General features: G+C 71.3%; 18 protein-coding genes and 1 tRNA gene. 12 read left to right on the plus strand and 7 right to left on the minus strand.

Annotated elements, in window-relative coordinates; all coding sequences use genetic code 11:
- Positions 1-134: 134 nt before the first annotated feature.
- The 4 genes from QDS12_RS19315 to QDS12_RS19330 are packed head-to-tail and all read left to right on the plus strand — an operon-like array spanning position 135 to position 3,207.
- Positions 135-794 (plus strand): TetR/AcrR family transcriptional regulator, encoded by a 660-nt coding sequence (locus QDS12_RS19315; RefSeq protein ID WP_279882144.1) that lies wholly within the window; start codon positions 135-137, stop codon positions 792-794.
- Positions 791-1,687, plus strand: a complete 897-nt coding sequence (locus QDS12_RS19320; protein WP_279882146.1) for an MFS transporter — start codon at positions 791-793, stop codon at positions 1,685-1,687. Before QDS12_RS19315 ends, QDS12_RS19320 begins: the two co-directional genes overlap by 4 nt.
- On the plus strand, positions 1,687-2,376 hold the full coding sequence (locus QDS12_RS19325) for an MFS transporter (RefSeq protein WP_279882147.1): 690 nt from the start codon (positions 1,687-1,689) through the stop codon (positions 2,374-2,376). Before QDS12_RS19320 ends, QDS12_RS19325 begins: the two co-directional genes overlap by 1 nt.
- 12 nt (positions 2,377-2,388) lie before the next feature.
- Positions 2,389-3,207, plus strand: a complete 819-nt coding sequence (locus QDS12_RS19330) for a phosphatase PAP2 family protein (RefSeq protein WP_279882149.1) — start codon at positions 2,389-2,391, stop codon at positions 3,205-3,207.
- 215 nt (positions 3,208-3,422) lie between these two features.
- On the opposite strand, the gene QDS12_RS19335 is transcribed toward QDS12_RS19330, so the two are convergent.
- The 4 genes from QDS12_RS19335 to QDS12_RS19350 form a co-directional block, all read right to left on the minus strand.
- A tRNA-Val gene (locus QDS12_RS19335) sits at positions 3,423-3,496 on the minus strand.
- Positions 3,497-3,673: 177 nt separating this feature from the next.
- Positions 3,674-4,141: a peroxiredoxin gene (locus QDS12_RS19340; RefSeq protein WP_279882151.1), complete on the minus strand. Its 468-nt coding sequence runs from the start codon at positions 4,139-4,141 to the stop codon at positions 3,674-3,676.
- Positions 4,141-5,829, minus strand: a complete 1,689-nt coding sequence (locus QDS12_RS19345; protein ID WP_279882153.1) for an AMP-binding protein — start codon at positions 5,827-5,829, stop codon at positions 4,141-4,143. Before QDS12_RS19345 ends, QDS12_RS19340 begins: the two co-directional genes overlap by 1 nt.
- Positions 5,826-6,239, minus strand: a complete 414-nt coding sequence (locus QDS12_RS19350; RefSeq protein WP_279882154.1) for a DUF3052 domain-containing protein — start codon at positions 6,237-6,239, stop codon at positions 5,826-5,828. The genes QDS12_RS19345 and QDS12_RS19350 overlap by 4 nt, the downstream gene beginning before the upstream one ends.
- Before the next feature lie 391 nt (positions 6,240-6,630).
- On the opposite strand from QDS12_RS19350, the gene aceE reads away from it, so the two are divergent.
- A complete protein-coding gene (gene aceE, locus QDS12_RS19355; protein WP_279882217.1) occupies positions 6,631-9,366 on the plus strand; it encodes a pyruvate dehydrogenase (acetyl-transferring), homodimeric type in 2,736 nt (911 codons plus the stop codon).
- A gap of 113 nt (positions 9,367-9,479) precedes the next feature.
- On the opposite strand, the gene QDS12_RS19360 is transcribed toward aceE, so the two are convergent.
- Positions 9,480-10,427, minus strand: coding sequence for an alpha/beta fold hydrolase (locus tag QDS12_RS19360; RefSeq protein WP_279882155.1), 948 nt, complete (start codon positions 10,425-10,427; stop codon positions 9,480-9,482).
- A gap of 101 nt (positions 10,428-10,528) precedes the next feature.
- Here QDS12_RS19360 and QDS12_RS19365 point away from each other — a divergent pair, with 101 nt between their 5' ends.
- The 7 genes from QDS12_RS19365 to QDS12_RS19395 all read left to right on the plus strand — a co-directional run bounded on the left by QDS12_RS19365 (position 10,529) and on the right by QDS12_RS19395 (position 17,703).
- A complete protein-coding gene (locus tag QDS12_RS19365) occupies positions 10,529-11,749 on the plus strand; it encodes a helix-turn-helix domain-containing protein (RefSeq protein ID WP_279882157.1) in 1,221 nt (406 codons plus the stop codon).
- Positions 11,750-11,862: 113 nt separating this feature from the next.
- The gene (locus QDS12_RS19370; RefSeq protein WP_279882159.1) at positions 11,863-13,056 is read left to right on the plus strand and encodes an acyltransferase domain-containing protein; all 1,194 of its coding nucleotides are present in this window, start codon (positions 11,863-11,865) and stop codon (positions 13,054-13,056) included.
- Positions 13,056-14,051, plus strand: a complete 996-nt coding sequence (locus tag QDS12_RS19375; RefSeq protein ID WP_279882161.1) for a ketoacyl-ACP synthase III — start codon at positions 13,056-13,058, stop codon at positions 14,049-14,051. The genes QDS12_RS19370 and QDS12_RS19375 overlap by 1 nt, the downstream gene beginning before the upstream one ends.
- Before the next feature lie 50 nt (positions 14,052-14,101).
- On the plus strand, positions 14,102-14,353 hold the full coding sequence (locus tag QDS12_RS19380) for an acyl carrier protein (RefSeq protein WP_279882162.1): 252 nt from the start codon (positions 14,102-14,104) through the stop codon (positions 14,351-14,353).
- Positions 14,354-14,392: 39 nt separating this feature from the next.
- Entirely contained in the window at positions 14,393-15,658 is a 1,266-nt protein-coding gene (locus tag QDS12_RS19385) for a beta-ketoacyl-[acyl-carrier-protein] synthase II (RefSeq protein ID WP_279882164.1), read from the plus strand.
- Positions 15,655-17,076 carry a carboxyl transferase domain-containing protein gene (locus QDS12_RS19390; protein ID WP_279882166.1) on the plus strand — a complete coding sequence of 474 codons (1,422 nt, stop codon included), beginning with the start codon at positions 15,655-15,657 and terminating at the stop codon, positions 17,074-17,076. The genes QDS12_RS19385 and QDS12_RS19390 overlap by 4 nt, the downstream gene beginning before the upstream one ends.
- A 39-nt stretch (positions 17,077-17,115) precedes the next feature.
- A complete protein-coding gene (locus QDS12_RS19395; RefSeq protein ID WP_279882168.1) occupies positions 17,116-17,703 on the plus strand; it encodes a hypothetical protein in 588 nt (195 codons plus the stop codon).
- 35 nt (positions 17,704-17,738) lie between these two features.
- Here the strand turns inward: QDS12_RS19395 and QDS12_RS19400 are convergent, their stop codons facing one another.
- Positions 17,739-18,269, minus strand: coding sequence for a DUF3145 domain-containing protein (locus QDS12_RS19400; RefSeq protein WP_279882170.1), 531 nt, complete (start codon positions 18,267-18,269; stop codon positions 17,739-17,741).
- A gap of 179 nt (positions 18,270-18,448) precedes the next feature.
- Positions 18,449-19,495 carry a tetratricopeptide repeat protein gene (locus tag QDS12_RS19405; protein WP_279882172.1) on the minus strand — a complete coding sequence of 349 codons (1,047 nt, stop codon included), beginning with the start codon at positions 19,493-19,495 and terminating at the stop codon, positions 18,449-18,451.
- Positions 19,496-19,572 lie beyond the last annotated feature (77 nt).

Consider the following 19,572-nt stretch of genomic DNA (forward strand, 5'->3'; position numbering starts at 1 on the left):
GGACGACACCTGCGGCGTGGTCGGGACAGCGGAGGCGCCACGGCGACGACGCGCCCAAGCCGGGGGCGACAACGGCACATCTCCTTACATCGAGGCAACTTTGCAGTCATGCATCTTTGCGGTACTGTAGGGACATGGTCGAAGACTCGAAGAAGCCGGGCCTGCGGGACCGGAAGCGGACCGCCACGCGAGCCCGGATCGAAGCCGCCGCCGTCGACCTCGTCCTGCGTGACGGGCTCGAGGCAGCGACGGTCGACGCGATCAGTGAACGCGCCGACATCTCCCCGCGAACCTTCTTCAACTACTTCGACAGCAAGGACGCCGCCATCCTGGGCCTCAAGCCGCAGGCGCTCGAGGACGACCTCGCCGAGCAGGTCGCGAGGCCCAGCGACGTCGACCCCATCGAAGCCGTCGTCGACCTCGTCGTGACGACCATGGGCGTCGGCCACGGCGGTGATGCCGACCTTCACCAGCAGCGCGTCGAGATCATGCGCCGCCACCCCGAGGTCGCCAGCAGCCAGTTCGCCCAGCTCAACGCCCGGAAGAACCGACTGGTCGAGCAGGTCCGCCAGCTTCTGGCCAGGACCGCGACCTTCCCGGACGACGCCGAGCTGACGGCCCGCGCCACGATCGCTCTCGCGGTCTGCGCGAGCGCTGTCCACGCGGCCGTCGAGACGTGGGTCGGAACAGCCGACTCTCCCGCCGCCACCGACATCGATGGGCCGGACGACGCCGACGTCATCCGTCAGCGCGCCCTCTCCCTCATCCACAGCACCTTGAAGGAACTCCTATGACACAGGCAGTAGAGACCGCCGCCGTCGACGAGACGGCGAGCGGCCAGCCCCGACGTGGCATCTGGCTGGTTTTCTCCGGCCTGATGGTCGCGATGCTCCTGGCCTCGCTCGACCAGACGATCTTCAGCACCGCCCTGCCCACCATCGTGGGGGAGCTCGACGGCGTTGACCACATGCTCTGGGTCACGACCGCCTACATCCTGGCTTCGACCGTGATGATGCCGGTCTACGGCAAGGTCGGCGACCTCATCGGCCGCAAGAGCATCTTCATCGGCGCCATCAGCCTCTTCATGGCCGGCTCCCTCATCGGTGGTGTCGCCGACTCGATGACGATGCTCATCCTGGGGCGCGCCGTGCAGGGCCTGGGCGGCGGTGGCCTGATGATCCTGTCGCAGGCGATCATCGCCGACATCGTGCCCGCCCGTCAGCGCGGCAAGTACATGGGCATCATGGGCGCGGTCTTCGCGCTCTCCTCGGTCGCCGGCCCACTCCTCGGCGGCTTCTTCACCGAGGGCATCGGCTGGCGCTGGGCGTTCTGGATGAACCTCCCCCTCGGCGTCCTGGCCATCGCCGCCGCCGTCTTCTTCCTGCACCTGCCCCAGCACGACCGCGCCAAGCCGCGCATCGACATCGCCGGCATCATGCTGCTCGCCGTCGCCTCCTCGGCGTTGGTCCTCACCTCCGTCTGGGGCGGCACCACCTACGCCTGGGACTCGGCCGTCATCCTCGGCCTGATCGCCCTCACCCTCCTCGCCGTTCTTGGCTTCGTGCAGGTCGAGCGCCGTGCGGTCGAGCCGGTGATGCCGCTGCGCATGTTCCGCGAGCGCAACTTCAACCTCACGACCGCTGCCGGTCTCATCATCGGCATCGCGATGTTCGGCGCGCTCGCCTAATGCCGACGTACCTCCAGATGGTCACCGGCGCCAGCGCCACCAACGCCGGTCTGCTGATGATCCCCATGATGGGTGGCGTCCTGGTCACCTCGATGATCTCGGGGCAGGTGGTCAGCAAGACCGGGCGCTACAAGACGTTCCCGATCGTCGGCACCATCGTCACCGGCATCGGCCTCGCGCTGCTGTCCACCATGACGGCCAGCACCTCCGTGGTCGTGACGTGCGTCTACCTGGCCATCATGGGCATCGGCCTGGGGCTCGCGATGCAGATCCTCATCCTGATCGTGCAGAACACCTTCCCGGCTCGCGAGGTCGGCACCGCCACGGCGTCGAACAACTACTTCCGCCAGATCGGCGCCTCGCTCGGGTCCGCCATCGTCGGCACGATCTTCGCCTCGCGGCTCACCGACCTGCTGAGCGCCTCGTCCGGCTCTGCCGGAGGGAGCGGCGTGGGCGACGCGAACTCGCTGACCCCCGAGGCCGTTCACCAGCTGCCGACGGCGGTCCGGGACGTGATCGTCAACGCCTACAGCGACGCCCTCACCCCCGTCTTCCTCTACCTCGTCCCGCTGCTCGGCATCGCCGCCGTGCTGCTCGCCTTCGTCACCGAGAAGCCGCTGGCCACGACCATCGACGACTCCCCCGCCGAGGCGGCCGGCCGCTCGGTCCCCGAGCTGGTCCTCGACTGAGCCGCCGCTGACATGGCCCTCCTCCAGCTGCCCTGCCAGCACGACGCGGTCGCCGACACCGAATCCGCTGACGACGTACGACGACGAGCCTCGCGTGCCTCGCGGATCCGTCCGGGTGCACGCGAGCTCGCCGTGCTCGGCCTCCTCTACGTCGCCTACTCGCTCGTCCGCGTCCTGGCCTCCGACGACCTCGTCAGCGCCGCGAGCCACGCCGCCGACATCCTCCACCTCGAGCAGATGCTGCACCTCGACGTCGAGCGCTGGCTCAACGACTTCTTCTACGCCCACCACGTCCTCGAGGTCGGCGCCAGCTTCTACTACGCCGCCGCCCACTACCTCGTCACACCGGCCGTGCTGTTCTGGCTCTGGCGCCGGCACCGCGCCCACTACCTGGGCGCGCGCCGCGCACTGGCCGGCGCCAGCCTCGTCGCTCTCGCGCTGTTCCTCATCGTGCCGACGGAGCCCCCGCGGCTTTTCGGCGGCTACCACGACCTGCTCGCCCTCACCGCCGACGTCGGCTGGTGGAGCACCAGCGCCTCAGCCCCTCAGGGGCTCGGTGACCTCACCAACCAGCTCGCCGCCATGCCCTCGATGCACGTGGGCTGGGCGCTGTGGTGCGCGCTCGTCGTCGCCACCTGCGCCCGCAGCAGGATCCTGCGGATCGCCGGCTGGGCACACCCGCTGCTGACCGCGCTGGTCGTCGTCGGCACCGGCAACCACTGGATCCTCGACGCCGTCGTCGGCGCCGCGATCGTCCTCGTGGCCTGGACCATCTACCTCGGGAACCAGCGACCGCGACTGCGGTGGACGAACGCGTCGCACGCGACCTGACGGAGAGCTGAGCGCTCCCGCGGTCGCCGGGTCCGTGCGCGTGACAGTCGAGAAGCTCGACGTCGTGACGCCCTGAGCCGGCTTGACCTCGAATGGCGAGTTCCTCGTGCGACAAGTCGGCGCCGTGAGACGCCGGCGGCGCCCGCACACGACGCCAAACGGGCGACCCGCGGTTCCTGCACGTGAGCGCCGAGACATCGGCGGTTCAGACGCGGTGGGCGCAGAGGGACTCGAACCCCCGACCACCGGTTTGTAAGACCGGTGCTCTGACCAACTGAGCTATACGCCCGCGAAGCGCGGCACAGACTACGCGAGCGCGCTGATCTGGGCGAACCGCCCGGAAATGCAGAAGTCGAGCCGCTGGCGTCTCGGGTCACCAGCGGCTCGACGACGAGAACTCTAGGGAGACCCGACAGGTCCCGCAGGAGAACGCGAGAAGTCGGCCGACTGGTCTGGACCAGGCCGGTCAGTCGGCGATGTCGCGCAGCTGACGCAGGTGCTCGGAGAGGTCGCGCCCGTCCGGGTTGGCGTTGTGCACCGACCAGCGGACCAGGCCCTCGCGGTCGACGATGTAGGAGGACCGCCGGGCGGAGCCGCGCTTGTCGTCGAAGACGTCGTAGGCCTGCGCGACCGCGCCGTGAGGCCAGAAGTCCGAGAGCAGCGGGAAGTTGAGCCCGTCCTGGTCGGCGAAGGCGCGCAGGGCGTAGACCGGGTCGGTCGAGACGCCGAGCACCTCGGTGTCGAAGGTGAGGAACTCGTCGAGCCGGTCGCGGATGCCCGCCATCTCCCCGGTGCACACGCCCGAGAACGCCGCCGGGTAGAAGAGCAGCAGCACCGCCTTGCTGCCGGCGTACGACGACAGCGTGATGTCCTGCCCGAACTGGTCGCGCAGGGTGAAGTCCGGAGCAGGCCCACCGATGGCCAGACCCGTCACTACGACTCCTTCTCGTCGTTCCTGTCGTCCGCGCGCTGCCACCCGGCCAGCTCCCGCTTGAGCACCTTGCCGGTGGCGTTGCGGGGAAGCTCGGGCACCTGGACGATCTCGCGCGGCACCTTGTATCGCGCAAGATTGTCTCGCACCCACTCCTTGAGGTCGTCATCGGTCACCCCTCGAGCGGACTCGGCGACCACCACGAAGGCACGCAGGCGCTGCCCGTAGTCGGGATCCTCGACGCCGACCGCCGCTGCGTCGGCAACCGCCGGGTGCCGGACGAGGCAGTCCTCGACCTCCTTCGGGAAGACGTTCTCGCCGCCCGAGACGATCATCTCGTCGTCGCGGCCCTCGACGTAGAGCCGGCCGTCCGGGCCGAACCGGCCCACGTCGCCCGTGGACATCAGCCCGTCGACGACCTCCTTGTGGCCCCCGCCGGTGTAGCCCTCGAAGAGCAGCGTGTTGCCGACGAAGATCCGGCCCGACTCCCCCGCCGGCACCTCTGCGCCGCGTCGGTCGAGGATCCGCACGGCGGTCCCCCACGGCGGCCGGCCGGCGGAGCTCGGAGCGGCCCGCAGGTCCTCGGGGGTCGCGATCGACGCGTACGCGACCTCGGTGGATCCGTAGACGTTGTAGAGGTTGTCCCCGAACGCGTCCATCCAGGCCAGCGCCAGGTCGCCCGGCAGCGCGGAGCCCGAGGACGCGACGACCTGCAGGCAGCTCACGTCGTACGCCGACCGGAGCTCCTCCGGCAGGGCGAGGATGCGCTGCAGCATGACCGGGATGACCGCGAACGTCTCGGCCTTCTCCGAGGCGATGGCCCGCAGGGCCTGCTCGGGGTCGAAGCGCCGGCGCAGCACCAGCGGGGTGCCGAGCAGCATCGCGAGCAGCAGGTGCGCGAGCCCCCAGGTGTGGAACAGCGGCGCCGCCACATGGGTCCGGTAGCCGGCGCGGACCGGCATGCGAGACAGCAGCGAGATCGCGGCGTCGACGCCGGCCTCGTTGCGCGGAGCCCCCTTCGGGGTGCCGGTCGTGCCGGACGTCAGGATGACCAGGCGGCCGCGACGCGACGGAGGCCGCAGCTCGCCACCGCTGTGCCGGGCGATCAGCCCGTCCAGTGTCGGGGCGGTGACGGCGGAGTCGGTCCAGGCGACGACCGGGAGCGGCGCGCCAGAGCCCTCGAGCGCCCCGGACAGGAGACCCTCGAACTCCTGGTCGTGGACCAGCACCTTGGGGCGCTCCCGCTGGAGCACCTCGGTGAGCTGCGGTCCGGCGAAGGCCGTGTTGAGGTAGAGCACGTCGGCGCCGAGCTTGTTGGCCGCCAGGGTGGCGTCGAGGAAGCCGCGGTGGTTGCGGCACATGACCGCGACGCCGTCACCCTCGTGGACACCGAGCTCGGCGAGCGCCCGCGCGAGCGAGTTGGACCGGCCGTGCAGCTCGCGCCAGGTGAGCGTGCCGAGCTCGTCGCAGAGCCCGATCGCCTCGGGCGCGCGGACGGCGAGCGTCGCGAACCCTCCCGCCGGCCCGGTGCCCCAGTCGCGGAGCACCTTCGTCAGCCTGGCGAGCGTGACCGGCGAGTGAGGCCTGACGACGCGTGAGCTCGCGATCACCCTGAGCGCGGTCGCCGCCGACGACCCACGAGCGACGAGCCCGTCGACCAGCCCGTCGAGACCCGGGAGGATCCGGGTCACCCGACAGTCTTCGGCGCCACCAGCCTCGTGGCGGCCCAGTCCTTGCTGACGGCGGCGGTGGTGGTCTGCGAGAGGCCCGCCAGCGGCGCGGCCTCGGCGATCTCGGCGGGGTCGACGGCGCCCGAGCGGCCGACCTTCGGGGTCAACAGCCAGATGGCGCCGCCTCCCACCAGGTCGGTGAGCGCATCGACGAGCCCGTCGACGAGGTCCCCGTCGTCGTCACGCCACCACAGCAGGACGGCGTCGACGTCGTTGCCGTAGTCACCGTCGACGAGGTCAGCATCGATGGCGTCCTCGATCGCGACCCGGAGCGCGTCGTCGCTGTCGCTGTCCCAGCCGAGTTCCTGGATGACCATGCCGGGCTTGAAGCCCAGCCGGTCCGCCGGCCCTGCGGCCGCGGTCGAGCCCACGTTCTACCCACTCCTGCCTGAAGTCCAACTGTTGATCCCGCGGCGCACGAGCGCCGGAGTGGTGGATAGTCCAGCGGTTTTCGGAGGCCGACGCAAGGTTTTCCGCGCGACACGCTGGGGTACCCGCTCACGCCGCCCGCCCTGTGAGACGTGGATGAGACGCGGATGAGACGTGGAAGCGATGCTGGCGAACCCCCGCGGGTTCTGCACCTTGGAACGTTCAAGCACCCTGTGACGGAAGCAACCTGAAGGTACTCGCGGGTAAGTTTGAGCGGCCCCGCACCCGTGACACGATGCCAGGGTGACCGAAGACTCCACCTCTACTTCTGGCACCTCGGGGACGCCGTCCACCACGACGGCGTCGGCGCCAACCCCCAGTCAGCCCACCGTCATCCACGAGGGCCTGCCGACCCAGCTCCCGGACATCGACCCCGAGGAGACCCAGGACTGGATCGCGTCCTTCGACGCGATGGTCGACGAGCGCGGTCGAGACCGTGCTCGCTACGTCATGCTCCGCCTGCTCGAGCGCGCCCGCGAGGCCAACGTCGGCGTCCCGGCGCTCCGAAGCACCGACTACATCAACACCATCCCGCCCGAGCGGGAGCCGTGGTTCCCCGGCGACGAGGACGTCGAGCGACGCATCCGCGCGTTCATCCGCTGGAACGCTGCCGTCATGGTCTCGGGCGCCAACCGCAAGGGCCTCGAGGTCGGCGGTCACATCGCCACCTACCAGTCCAGCGCGAGCCTCTACGAGGTCGGCTTCAACCACTTCTTCCGCGGCAAGGACCACCCCGGCGGCGGCGACCAGGTCTACATCCAGGGCCACGCCTCCCCCGGCATCTACAGCCGCGCGTTCCTCGAGGGCCGGCTGACCGAGGAGCAGATGTTCCGGTTCCGGCAGGAGGTCCAGCACGGGCCGCACGCCGGCCTGTCGTCGTACCCCCACCCGCGGCTCATGCCCGACTTCTGGGAGTTCCCGACCGTCTCCATGGGCCTCACCGGCCTCAACTCGATCTACCAGGCGCGGTTCAACCGCTACCTGGCGAACCGCGGCATCAAGGACACCAGCCAGCAGCGCGTGTGGGCCTTCCTCGGCGACGGCGAGATGGCCGAGCCCGAGTCGCTCGGTGCGATCCGCATCGCCGCCCGCGAGGAGCTCGACAACCTCACCTGGGTCATCAACTGCAACCTGCAGCAGCTCGACGGCCCGGTCACCGGCAACGGCAAGATCATCCAGGAGCTGGAGTCCAACTTCCGCGGCGCCGGCTGGAACGTCATCAAGGTCGTCTGGGGCCGTGAGTGGGACGACCTGCTCGCCCGCGACGTCGACGGCGCGCTCGTCAACCGGATGAACACCACGCCGGACGGCGCCTTCCAGACCTACTCGGTCGAGACCGGCGACTACATCCGCAACAGCTTCTTCGGCGGCGACCCGCGGCTGCGCAAGATGGTCGAGCACATGACCGACGAGCAGATCCGCAAGCTGCCCCGCGGCGGTCACGACTACCGCAAGGTCTTCGCCGCCTTCGACGCCGCAGCGAAGCACGCAGGTCAGCCGACGGTGATCCTGGCCAAGACCATCAAGGGCTGGACGATCGACGCCCTCGAGGGCCGCAACGCCACGCACCAGATGAAGAAGCTGACGATGGCGGACCTCAAGAAGTTCCGTGACCGGCTCTACCTCCCCATCTCCGACCGCGAGCTCGAGGAGACCTACGAGCGCACCGGCGCCGCTCCCCTGTTCCACCCCGGCGCCGAGGCCCCGGAGATCGAGTACATGATGGAGCGCCGTCGCCAGCTCGGCGGCTCGCTGCCCAAGCGCGTGGTGCGGTCCCAGCCGCTCACCCTGCCCGGCGACGCGATCTACGCCGACCTCAAGAAGGGGTCGGGCAACAACAAGATCGCGACCACGATGGCGGTCGTCCGCCAGCTGCGCGACTGGATGAAGGACCCGGAGATCGGCAAGCGCATCGTGCCGATCGCGCCGGACGAGTACCGCACCTTCGGCATGGACTCGATGTTCCCGTCCGCCAAGGTCTACAACCCGGCCGGACAGCAGTACGAGTCGGTCGACCGCAAGTTGTTGCTCTCCTACAAGGAGTCCAGCGCGGGCCAGATGCTCCACGAGGGCATCTCCGAGGCGGGCGCGATGGCGTCGGCCACGGCCGCCGGGTCGGCGTACTCGACCCACGGCGAGCCGATGATCCCGTTCTACATCTTCTACTCGATGTTCGGGTTCCAGCGGACGGGCGACTCCATCTGGGCGATGGCCGACCAGCTCTCTCGCGGCTTCCTCATCGGCGCCACCGCCGGTCGCACCACGCTGACCGGTGAGGGTCTGCAGCACGCCGACGGTCACTCGCCGCTGCTCGCGGCGACCAACCCGGCGATCGTGCACTACGACCCGGCGTTCGCCTACGAGATCGCGCACATCATGCAGACCGGTCTCGAGCGGATGTACGGCACCGGCGGCCCGAACGGCCACGGCGAGGACGTCATCCACTACATCACCGTCTACAACGAGCCCGTCAGCCAGCCGGCTGAGCCCGAGAACGTGGACGTCGAGGGCATCCTCAAGGGCATCCACTGGGTGTCCTCCGGTGAGGGCGACGGCCCGCGCGTACGGCTGCTCGCCTCGGGCGTCGCCTACCCGTGGATCGACGAGGCCGCCCGCCTGCTCCGTGACGAGTGGGGCGTCCAGGCCGACCTGTGGTCGGTGACATCGTGGAACGAGCTGGCCCGCGACGGCGTCGCGGCCGAGCAGTGGAACCTCAACCACCCGGGCGAGGGTCCTCGCACCCCGTACGTCACGGAGAAGCTGTCGGGCGCCAACACGCCGGTCGTCGCCGTCTCGGACTACATGCGCGCGGTGCCGCTGCAGATCGCCCGCTGGGTTCCCGGCGACTACCGCGTGCTCGGTGCGGACGGGTTCGGCTTCGCCGACACCCGCCCGGCCGCTCGCCGGTTCTTCCAGATCGACGCCCAGTCGGTCGTCGTCCAGGCGCTGCAGGCGCTCGCCGACGCCGGCCAGATCGACCCGGCGCTCGTCGAGAAGGCGTTCACCGCCTACCGGATCGACGACCCGACCGCCACGCAGGGCATCAAGCAGGAGGGCGGCGACGCCTGACGCCGAGGCGGCGCCACGGGGTCTCGATACGCCCTCGCCCAGCGGCTCCGGCTGCTCGACCAGCGAGCATCGCTGGTCGAGTAGCGAGCGCCAGCGAGCGTATCGAGACCCCGTCAGGCCAGCTCGGAGGCCGGCTCGACGGGACTCAGGTGATCCGGTCCGCCGTTCGTGAGCAGGCGCCGCCACCTCGCCCGCGAGTACGTCGCCGGGGCGGTCGAGCGGACGAAGCCGTCGAGCAGGTCGGCGAACTCGTCCGGATGGTCCCGGTGCGGGAAGTGGCCGGCGTCCTCCATCACGGTGACCTGGGCGTTGGGCGCGATCTCCCGCGCGAGGTCTGCGTGGCTGGCCGGCAGCACGCGGTCGCCGGCACCCCACACGATGAACAGCGGCATCGCCTCGGTGAGGTAGGCCCGGTCGCGCATGGTGACGTTCTGGCCGCGCCAGTCGATCACCCCGGTCACGAGCTTGTGGACGGCGTACCGCTTGCCCGGGTCCTTGAACGCGTCGAGGATCGAGGCGACCTCGTCGAGGTCGCGCAGCTCCCGTCCACCGAGGCGGCTGAGCGCGCGCAGCGCGGTCACGTTGACGTGCCGGACGCCCGGCAGGGTCAGTGCCCGCAGCACCAGGTCGTAGCCCGGCAGCGTCAGCGCGCGGATGAGGAAGGTCACCTCGTGGCCCATGCCGCCCGGGTCGACCAGGGCGAGCCGCTCGGTGCGCTCGGGGAACTGGTAGGCGAACTGCATGGCGACGGCACCGCCGAAGCTGTGGCCGACGACGGTCACCTTGTCGATGCCCAGCACGGTGAGCAGGTCGCGCATGCCGTTGGCATAGCCGCCGGGGCTGTAGTCGCCACGCGGCTTGTCCGACTCGCCGTGGCCGAGCAGGTCGGGGGCGACCAGCGTGTAGCGGCGGGCCAGCCGCCTCCACACCGGGTCCCACGTGTGCCGGTCGCAACCGAGCCCGTGCAGAAGGAGAAGAACCGGGGCAGTGCCGATCTTCCGACCGCCCAGCGCGTAGGCGCGTCGGTGGCCGTGGATCGTCACGAACTGCGTCTCAGGCATCAGGCTCCTTCTGCGTCTCCGGTACCCATTCCTAGGAAACCCATAGATCAACGATTCAACCAGGTCATCGGCCGAGAATCCCCGAATGCGAGGATGACGCCGTGACGGCCACGACACCGCCCCTGCACGGCGAGGAGGAACCCGTCGCTCGGGCGCGCCGACTCCGCAGCGCCGAGGCGCTCCAGCGCGCCACCGGCCGGCTCTCGACGGCGGCCACCGCCCGGATGGACACGGCGCTCCCCTGGTTCGGTGACCTCACCGCCGAGGACAGGTCGTGGGTCGGCCTCATCGTGCAGGCGGGCATCAGGGGTTTCACCCAGTGGTACGGCGGCGCCCCCGGCACCCGCGTCGAGGGTGCCGACCTCGCCGCGTCCGTGTTCGGTGCCGCGCCGCGGGCGCTCGCCGGCATCATCACCCTGCGCCAGACGGTCGACCTCATCCGGCTGTCGATCGAGGTCGTCGAGGAGAACGTCGACGACCTGGTCGAGCCCGAGGACGCCCCCGACGTCCACCACGCGGTGTCGCGCTACGCCCGCGAGGTCGCGTTCGCGACGGCCGAGGTCTACGCCCGCGCCGCCGAGCAGCGTGGTGCCTGGGACGCGCGGCTCGAGGCGCTCGTCGTCGACGCCGTGCTGCGCGCCGAGACCGACGAGTCCCTTCTGTCGCGGGCCAGTGCCCTCGGCTGGGGCGGCCACGAGGCGCTCACCGTGGTGCTCGGACCAGCCCCCGCCCGGCGTACGGAGACCGACGTGTTCGACGACGTACGCCGTCGGGCACGGGCCGCCGGCCTCGATGCGCTCTGCGCCGTGCAGGGCGAGCTGCTGGTGGTCGTGCTCGGGGGAAGCTCGGATCCCCGGGCCGCCGCGGCGTCGGTGGTGGGGATGTTCGCTCACGGCTCGGTGGTCGTCGGTCCGGTGGCCGAGGACCTGTCCGGTGCACACGTCTCGGCCGGTGCCGCCCTGGCGGCCTACCGTGCCGCGGCAGGGTGGCCCGACGCTCCCCGGCCGGTCCTGAGCAGCGAGCTCCTCCCGGAGCGTGCCCTCGCCGGGGACGACGACGCTCGCGACCACCTGGTGAGCCAGGTGTACGAACCGCTCGCGCACGCCCGCGCGACGCTGATCGAGACGCTCTCCGCCTACTTCGGCGCGGGCGGGTCGCTCGAGGCGGCGGCCCGCGAGCTCTTCGTGCACCCCAACACCGTGCGCTACCGGCTGCGCCAGGTCGCCGACCTCACCGGCTACACCGCCACGCGACCGCGCGACGCCCTCACGCTGCAGCTCGCGCTGGTGCTGGGGCGGCAGGCGGCCGCCGCGGAGCAGTAGTCGCTCGCGTCACATTCCGGCGGCAAGTTGTAGGAACCCTCCAAAGTTCGCCCGGTCAGTTTCGTGCGCGCCGGACACGTGCAAGCGGCAGGTCGCCGGGCAGGGTTGGAGTCGTGCTCGTCATCGTCGCCCCCGGACAGGGGGCCCAGTCAGCAGGTTTCCTGACTCCGTGGCTGGAAGACCCGGCCTTCTCCGCCCGCTTCGAGTGGCTCGCCACCGTCGCGGGCCTCGACCTCGTCCACTACGGCACCCAGGCCGACGACGAGACCATCCGTGACACGCAGATCGCGCAGCCGCTCCTCGTCGCCACCGGCCTCGTTGCCGCCCTCCAGCTCTTCCCGCACCCTGCCGACGCGTTCTCGCGCATCGGTGCCGTGGCCGGGCACAGCGTCGGCGAGCTGACGGCCGCCGCCGGCGCCCGGGCGATCACCGCCGAGCAGGCCATGGTCCTGGTCCGCGAGCGCGGGCGTGCCATGGCGCAGGCGGCCGCGGTGACGCCGACCGGCATGACCGCGATCCTCGGCGGCGACCGCGACGAGGTTCTCGCCGCGATCGAGCGGCACGGCCTCACCGCGGCCAACGACAACGGCCCGGGGCAGATCGTCGCCGCCGGCACCCTCGAGCAGCTCGAGGCCCTCAAGGCGGACCCGCCCGCGAAGGCGCGGCTGGCTCCGTTGAGCGTCGCCGGCGCCTTCCACACCGAGCACATGTCGCCGGCCGTCGGCCACCTGGCCTCGCTGGCCCGCTCGGTGTCCGTGCACGACCCGCGCACCCGGATGATCTCCAACAAGGACGGCCAGGTGGTCCACTCCGGCGCCGACATGCTCCGGCGGATCGTGGGCCAGATCGCCAGCCCGGTGCGGTGGGACCTCTGCCTCGACACGATGTCCGACCTCGGCGTCACCGGCATCCTCGAGATGCCGCCGGCGGGCACCCTGACCGGCATCGCCAAGCGCAACCTCAAGGGCGTCGAGACGTTCGCGCTCAAGACGCCCGACCAGCTCGACGACGCCCGCGCGTTCTGCGAGAAGCACGGCGAGGAGGGCTCCTCGGGCGTCCTCGACACCTCGCCGACCTGGCGGATGGTCGTCTCGCCCTCCAAGGGCACGTTCCACCTCGCGGAGACGGCCAACGGCGCCGCCGTACTCTCCCCCGGCAGCGCGATCGGCGACATCGTCAGCCTGCGCGACCGGATCGCAGTGACCTCCGCCCACGGCGGCCAGGTCGTCGAATGGCTCGTCGAGGACGGCGACCTGGTCTCCCCCGGCCAGCCGCTGGTCCGCCTCCACCCGCAGGGTGTCGCCTGATGGCCGGCCTGCTCGCACCCTCCGGCGCCGCTCACGCGCGGCTGCTCGGCCTCGGCGCCTACCGTCCGTCGCGGGTCGTCCCCAACAGCGAGATCGTGGATGCGATCGACTCGAGTGATGAGTGGATCCGCACTCGCTCGGGCATCACGGAGCGCCGCTGGGCCACTCCGGAGGAGACCGTCCAGGTGATGTCGGTCGCCGCGGCGCGCGACGCCCTCGCGGACGCCGGCGTCGACGCCCACCAGATCGACTGCGTCATCGTCGCCACCGTCAGCCACCTCTCCCAGACGCCCGCGATCGCGACCACGATCGCGCACGAGCTCGGGACCGAGCAGGCCGCCGCGTTCGACATCTCCGCCGCGTGCGCCGGCTTCTGCCACGGCGTCGCGATGGCCTCCGACCTGATCCGCGGCGGCAGCGCCGGCCACGTCCTCGTCATCGGTGTGGAGCGGCTCTCCGACATCACCGACCGGGCCGACCGCGGGACCGCGTTCATCTTCGCCGACGGCGCCGGCGCCGTCGTCGTCGGACCGAGCGACGAGCCCGGCATCGGGCCCGTGGTCTGGGGCTCCGACGGCGAGCGCGCCGACCTCATCACGCAGCGCGAGATGTGGCCCGAAGCGCTCGCCCGCGGCGAGATGCCGCACCTGACGATGCAGGGCAACCCGGTGTTCCGCTGGGCCTCCTTCGCGATGGCCAAGATCGGCCTCGAGGCGCTCGACCGCGCCGGGGTCACCGTGGACGAGCTCGACTGCTTCGTCCCGCACCAGGCCAACATGCGCATCGTCGACGCCCTGGCGCGCTCGATGAAGCTGCCCGAGCACGTCCGCATCGCTCGCGACATCGCCGACATGGGCAACACCTCGGCGGCGTCCATCCCGCTCGCACTCGAGCGGATGAAGCGGGAGGGCGAGGCCAAGAGCGGCGACACCGCTCTGTTCATCGCCTTCGGTGCCGGCCTGACCTACGCGGCCCAGGTCGTCATCGTCCCCTGATCGGCTCCACCCCTACCGAGCACCGCGCTCACCCATCAGAAAGGAACACCATGCCCAGCACCGAAGAGATCCGCGCCGACCTCGCCGAGATCGTCAACGAGGTCGCCGGCATCGACGTCGACGACGTCCAGCTGGACAAGTCGTTCGTCGAGGACCTCGACGTCGACTCGCTGTCCATGGTCGAGGTCGTCGTGGCCGCCGAGGAGAAGTTCGGCGTGTCGATCCCCGACGACGAGGTCAAGAACCTCAAGACCGTCGGCGACGCCGTCTCGTTCATCGAGAACGCGTCCGCCAACGCCTGATCGTCTGATCCGCAACCACCCTTCGAACGCAAGGTCGTCATGAGTCGCACACGAGTCGTCGTCACCGGGATGGGCACCACCAGCCCCGTCGGCGGAGACGTCCCCAGCACCTGGGACGCCCTGGTCGCCGGTCGCTCCGGTGTCCGCACCCTCACCGAGGAGTGGGCCGAGCCCCTCCCCGTGAAGATCGCGGGCCGGATCGCCGTCGAGCCCAGCGAGGTCCTCGACCGGGTCAAGGCCCGCCGTCTGGACCGCTCCGCCCAGTTCGCCATGGTCGCCGCGATGGAGGCCTGGCACGACGCCGGGTTCACCGGCACGGCCGCCGAGGCCGGACTGGACGGCGACCGTGTCGGCGTGGCGATGGCGTCGGGCATCGGTGGCGTGACCACCCTGCTCGACAACTACGACACCCTGCTCGCGAAGGGGCCGCGCCGCGTTTCGCCGCTGGCCGTGCCGATGCTCATGCCCAACGCCCCGGCCGCCAACATCAGCCTCTACGTCGGCGCGCGGGCCGCGGTCATCACGCCGGTCTCGGCGTGCGCCTCCGGCAACGAGGCGATCGCCCACGCGGTCGACCAGATCCGGCTCGGTCGCGCCGACGTGGTGCTCGCCGGCGGCACCGAGGCCGCGATCCACCCGCTCCCGATGGCCGCCTTCGCCAACATGATGGCGCTGTCCAAGACGGGCTCCGAGGAGGGCGGCGACCCGACCGCCGTCTCGCGCCCGTGGGACACCGCGCGTGACGGCTTCGTCCTCGGCGAGGGCGCCGGCGCGCTCGTTCTCGAGCGGCTGGAGCACGCCCAGGCCCGCGGCGCTCGGATCTACGCCGAGGTCCTCGGCGCCGGCATCACCGCCGACTCCCACGACATCGCGCAGCCCGACCCCGCCGGCCGGGGTGGCTCCCGGGCGATCCTGCGGGCGCTCGAGGAGGGCGACGTCTCGCCCTCCGACATCGTGCACGTCAACGCGCACGCCACGTCGACCCCGCAGGGCGACATCGCCGAGGGCCTCATGCTGCACGCCACCCTCGGCGCGCATGCCACCGACGTCGTCGTCACCAGCACGAAGTCGATGACCGGCCACCTGCTCGGCGGCGCCGGCGCGCTGGAGGCGGTCGCGACCGTCCTCGCCCTGCACCACCGGGTCTCGCCACCGACGATCAACCTCGACAACCAGGACCCCGCCGTCGAGCTCGACATCGCCACCAAGCCCCGCGACCTTCCGCTCGGCGACATCGCGGCGCTCAACAACTCCTTCGGCTTCGGCGGCGCCAACGTCGCCGTCGCGTTCGGGACCCTCGCATGACCGCGGTCCAGGAGAAGCCGGCCCGGGTCGACGACCCGCGCTACCCGCTCACCCGGCTCACGGCGCTGCTCGACGAGGGCAGCCTCGAGCTGGTCTCGTCCCTCGACGACTCCGGCATGGTGGCCGCACGCGGCACCGTGGACGGCTCGCCCGTGGTGGCCTTCTGCTCCGACGCCACCGTGATGGGTGGCGCGATGGGCGATGAGGGCTGCCGCGTGGTCGTCGACGCCTACCACCTCGCGCTCACCGACCGCGTCCCGATCATCGGCCTGTGGCACTCGGGCGGCGCCCGGCTCGCGGAGGGCGTCCTCTCGCTGCACGCCGTCGGCCGCATCTTCCAGGTCATGACGCAGGCGTCCGGGGTTATCCCGCAGATCTCCGTCGTCCTGGGCCCGGCGGCGGGCGGTGCCGCCTACGGACCGGCGCTGACCGACGTCGTCATCCTCGGCCCCGAGGGCCGCATCTTCGTCACCGGCCCCGACGTGGTCCGCTCGGTGACCGGCGAGGACGTCGACATGCTGCGTCTCGGCGGCCCCGAGCCGCACGGCCGCCGCTCCGGCGTCGTCCACATCCTGGCCGACACCGAGCGCGACGCCCTCGACCGGGCTCGCACCGTGGCCCACCTCCTCGGCTCGCAGGGCAGCCTGCACGTCGACGCCGTCGAGGACATCGACCTCGGCGCACTGCTGCCCGAGTCCAGGAAGCGCGCCTACGACGTGCACCCGCTCGTCGACCACCTCCTCGACGAGGGCACGGTCCAGGAGCTGCACGCCCGTTGGGCGCCCAACATCGTGACCGCGCTGGGCCGTCTCGGCGGCCGTACCGTCGGCGTCGTCGCCAACAACCCGCTGCGCCTGGGCGGCTGCCTGGACTCGCTGTCGGCGGAGAAGGCCTCCCGCTTCGTGCGCATGTGCGATGCCTTCGGCGTTCCGCTGGTGGTCGTGGTCGACGTGCCCGGCTACCTGCCCGGTGTCGGGCAGGAGTGGGACGGCGTCGTACGCCGCGGCGCGAAGCTCCTGCACGCCTTCGGCGAGTGCGTGGTCCCCCGGGTCACGCTGGTCACCCGCAAGACCTACGGCGGCGCCTACATCGCCATGAACGCCCGCTCGCTCGGCGCGACGAAGGTGTTCGCCTGGCCGGGTGCCGAGGTGGCCGTGATGGGGGCCGTCGCCGCGGTGCGCATCCTCCACCGACGCAAGCTGGCCGAGGTCGCCCCGGACATCCGTGCCCAGGTCGAGGCCGAGCTCGCGGCCGAGCACGAGCGCATCGCGGGTGGCGTCGACAAGGCTGTCGAGATCGGCGTGGTCGACGAGGTCGTCTCGCCGGCCACCACCCGCACGACCATCGCGCGTGCGATCCACGACGCCGTCCAGGCGGGCGGCGTCCACCGCGGACGGCACGGCAACATCCCGCTCTGACGGGCGTAACCCGCCGCGGCCTTGCCGCGTTGGACCGGTGTGAGGCCGATCACCAAGGCTGCAAGGCCGCGGGCTCGTCGCGCGCGGCGGCTGCTGACGGCGGGCGCGATCGCGCTGTGCGTCCCTCTCGGGCCGCTCGGCCCTGTCGAGGCGGCGTCGGCCGCCGAGCCGACGGCTGCCCAGTTCGCGGCCATGGGCAGCACCCACGCGCCGGCGTACCGCCTGCCGCCCGGCTGCCACTGGTACACCTACACCTACCGGGTCTCGCCGCCCGAGCCCGAGTGGTCGCTGGAGGTCTTCATCACCGACGCCGCCGGCGTCGCGCAGGCCTCGGACGTCATGCTCTCGGGCGCTGACCCGACGCAGGGCACCAAGCGCTTCCAGCTGTGCGCCAGCAACACGGCCGCGCCCGGCCGCTTCACGATCCGCGGCAAGCTCTCCTACCGGCACTACGCGTCGATGCCGATCGTCGACCAGACCCGCGACTACTCGGGCTGGATCGCGAGCTCACACTTCCGGGTCTCCAAGCACCGGTCGGCCAGGTGCGTCAAGGCAAGCAAAAAGGCGAAGCGCCTCCACACGGCGAGGGCTCGGCGCGCCGCTCATCGCGCCTGCCACCGCGGCTGAGCCGGACGACTCAGGCCTCGGACGAGTCGGGCGACTCAGACGACCTGGTGGAGCCAGCGCACCGGCGCGCCCTCGCCGGCGTGACGGAACGTCTCGAGCTCGTCGTCCCACTGCTTGCCGAGCAGCTTGTCGATCTCCACGAGCATCGTGGTGTCTCCGAGGGCCGCCTTCACCACGGCCGCCTTGAGCCGGTCCTCAGGGATCATGATGTCCCCGTGGAGGCCGGTCACGGCGTGGAAGACCCCCAGCTCGGGCGTGTAGGAGTAGCGCGAGCCCTCCGAGCCGGACGTCGGCTCCTCGGTGATCTCGAACCGGAGGTGCTTCCAGCCCTTGAGGGCCGAGGCGACAGCGGCGGCCGACCCGACGGCACCGGTCCACGAGAGCTCCGCCCGGTAGGTCCCGACCTGCGCCGGCTGCGGCGTCCAGTCCAGGTTCACGGCAACGCCGAGTACGCCGCCGACGGCCCATTCGACGTGTGGGCACAGCGCGGACGGCGCCGAGTGCACGTAGAGGACGCCTCGGGTGGCGGTCCGCGAGGCGCTGGGCGTAGTCGTGTAAGCGGTCACCATGTTCTCCTTCGTTCCGGCGTGGAGCTTCGCCTTCCCCAGCGGACTCCGTTCGGGACGAGTCAGACCAATGGCCGCTCAATCACAGGTGTGTAGTTCTTTGCATATTGTGACGCATGAGGGCCCTGAGCACCAGCGACACGCGCCGACTGGGGACTCAGGACCCGCGTCACGCCGCCTCAGTCGCGGGTCGCCTCGAGGGCAGCGGCCCGGTCGGCGGCGTCGGTCAGTTCCTCGCCGTCGATCGCGAACGTGCGGTGGAACCACGTCAGCGCGTCGGTCGGACGGCCGGCCGCCTCCAGCGTGTCGGCGTACGTGTAGCGCAGCCGGACCACCCACGCAGCCCTGCTCTTGCTCATCAACGGAGCGTGCTCGAGCACCCGCAGGGCAGCGTCGAACTGGCCCATGTCGCGCCGGGCGCCAGCCTCGACGATGGTCATCTCGGCCTTGGCCTCGGGTGCGAAGTTGGCGACCGAGGGGCTCTGCGCCAGCTTGATGGCCTGCTCCGGCTGGCCGAGCGCACGGTGGCAGTCGGCCATGATCGGAAGGTAAGCGGTCGCGCCGTTCATCCGCTTGGCGGCACGGAGCTCGGCCAACGCCTCGGCGTAGTGACCGGCCGCGTACGCCGCCTCGCCGAGCGCCTCGCGCACGACGGCCAGGCGCTGAGCGCGACTCTTGGCCGCCTTCGCGTGCTGATAGGCGAGCTCGGGGTCGGAGTCGATGAGCGCACCGGCGGCCGCGAGGTGACGTGCGACGCGGGCCGCGAGCTTCTCGGGGAGCCCCTTCAGCTGCACGGCCACGGAGCGGTCCAGCTCCTTGCCGGTCACCCACTCGGGCAGCTCCGGACCGTCGTACGCCCTCTGCTCGGAGGTACGAGCGATGGCGTCACCGCCGCGAGCGGGCCGGTCCTGGCGCGGACGCTGCGGACCCTTCCGCTCCGGTCCCTTGCCCTCCGCCGAGCGGCGCGGCGCGCCCTTCCCTGCCGGGCGGTTCGACGACCCCTTCGCCGACCCCTTCGACGGCGCCGCGTCAGCGCCTCGACGGGACGGGCGTCCCGACTCGGCGGGCTTGCCCTCGCGCGCGCCCGGCGCGCCCTGCGCGCCGCGCCCGGAGCCGGAGCGGCCGGATCCCGCGCCGCGGCCGGCGGACGAGCCTCCGCGCCCCGATCCACCGCGTCCAGCGCCGGCGCCCTTGGCGGGCCGGCCCGAGCGTCGCTCCTCAGCCACGGTCAGTCCTCTCTCACGAAACGTATGGGTCCCGAAATACAGCGTAGGGGCCACCCGGAGGTGGCCCCTACGTCAAA

Source organism: Nocardioides sp. CER19 (genome assembly GCF_029846275.1).
Lineage (GTDB): Bacteria > Actinomycetota > Actinomycetes > Propionibacteriales > Nocardioidaceae > Nocardioides.

Bases quoted from the DNA above. Each gene is read 5' to 3' on its own strand.
- QDS12_RS19315 (WP_279882144.1), top strand. From the start codon at position 135: ATGGTCGAAGACTCGAAGAAGCCGGGCCTGCGGGACCGGAAGCGGACC.
- QDS12_RS19320 (WP_279882146.1), top strand. From the start codon at position 791: ATGACACAGGCAGTAGAGACCGCCGCCGTCGACGAGACGGCGAGCGGC.
- QDS12_RS19325 (WP_279882147.1), top strand. From the start codon at position 1,687: ATGCCGACGTACCTCCAGATGGTCACCGGCGCCAGCGCCACCAACGCC.
- QDS12_RS19330 (WP_279882149.1), top strand. From the start codon at position 2,389: ATGGCCCTCCTCCAGCTGCCCTGCCAGCACGACGCGGTCGCCGACACC.
- QDS12_RS19360 (WP_279882155.1), bottom strand. From the start codon at position 10,427: ATGCCTGAGACGCAGTTCGTGACGATCCACGGCCACCGACGCGCCTAC.
- QDS12_RS19375 (WP_279882161.1), top strand. From the start codon at position 13,056: ATGGCCGGCCTGCTCGCACCCTCCGGCGCCGCTCACGCGCGGCTGCTC.
- QDS12_RS19380 (WP_279882162.1), top strand. From the start codon at position 14,102: ATGCCCAGCACCGAAGAGATCCGCGCCGACCTCGCCGAGATCGTCAAC.
- QDS12_RS19385 (WP_279882164.1), top strand. From the start codon at position 14,393: ATGAGTCGCACACGAGTCGTCGTCACCGGGATGGGCACCACCAGCCCC.
- QDS12_RS19390 (WP_279882166.1), top strand. From the start codon at position 15,655: ATGACCGCGGTCCAGGAGAAGCCGGCCCGGGTCGACGACCCGCGCTAC.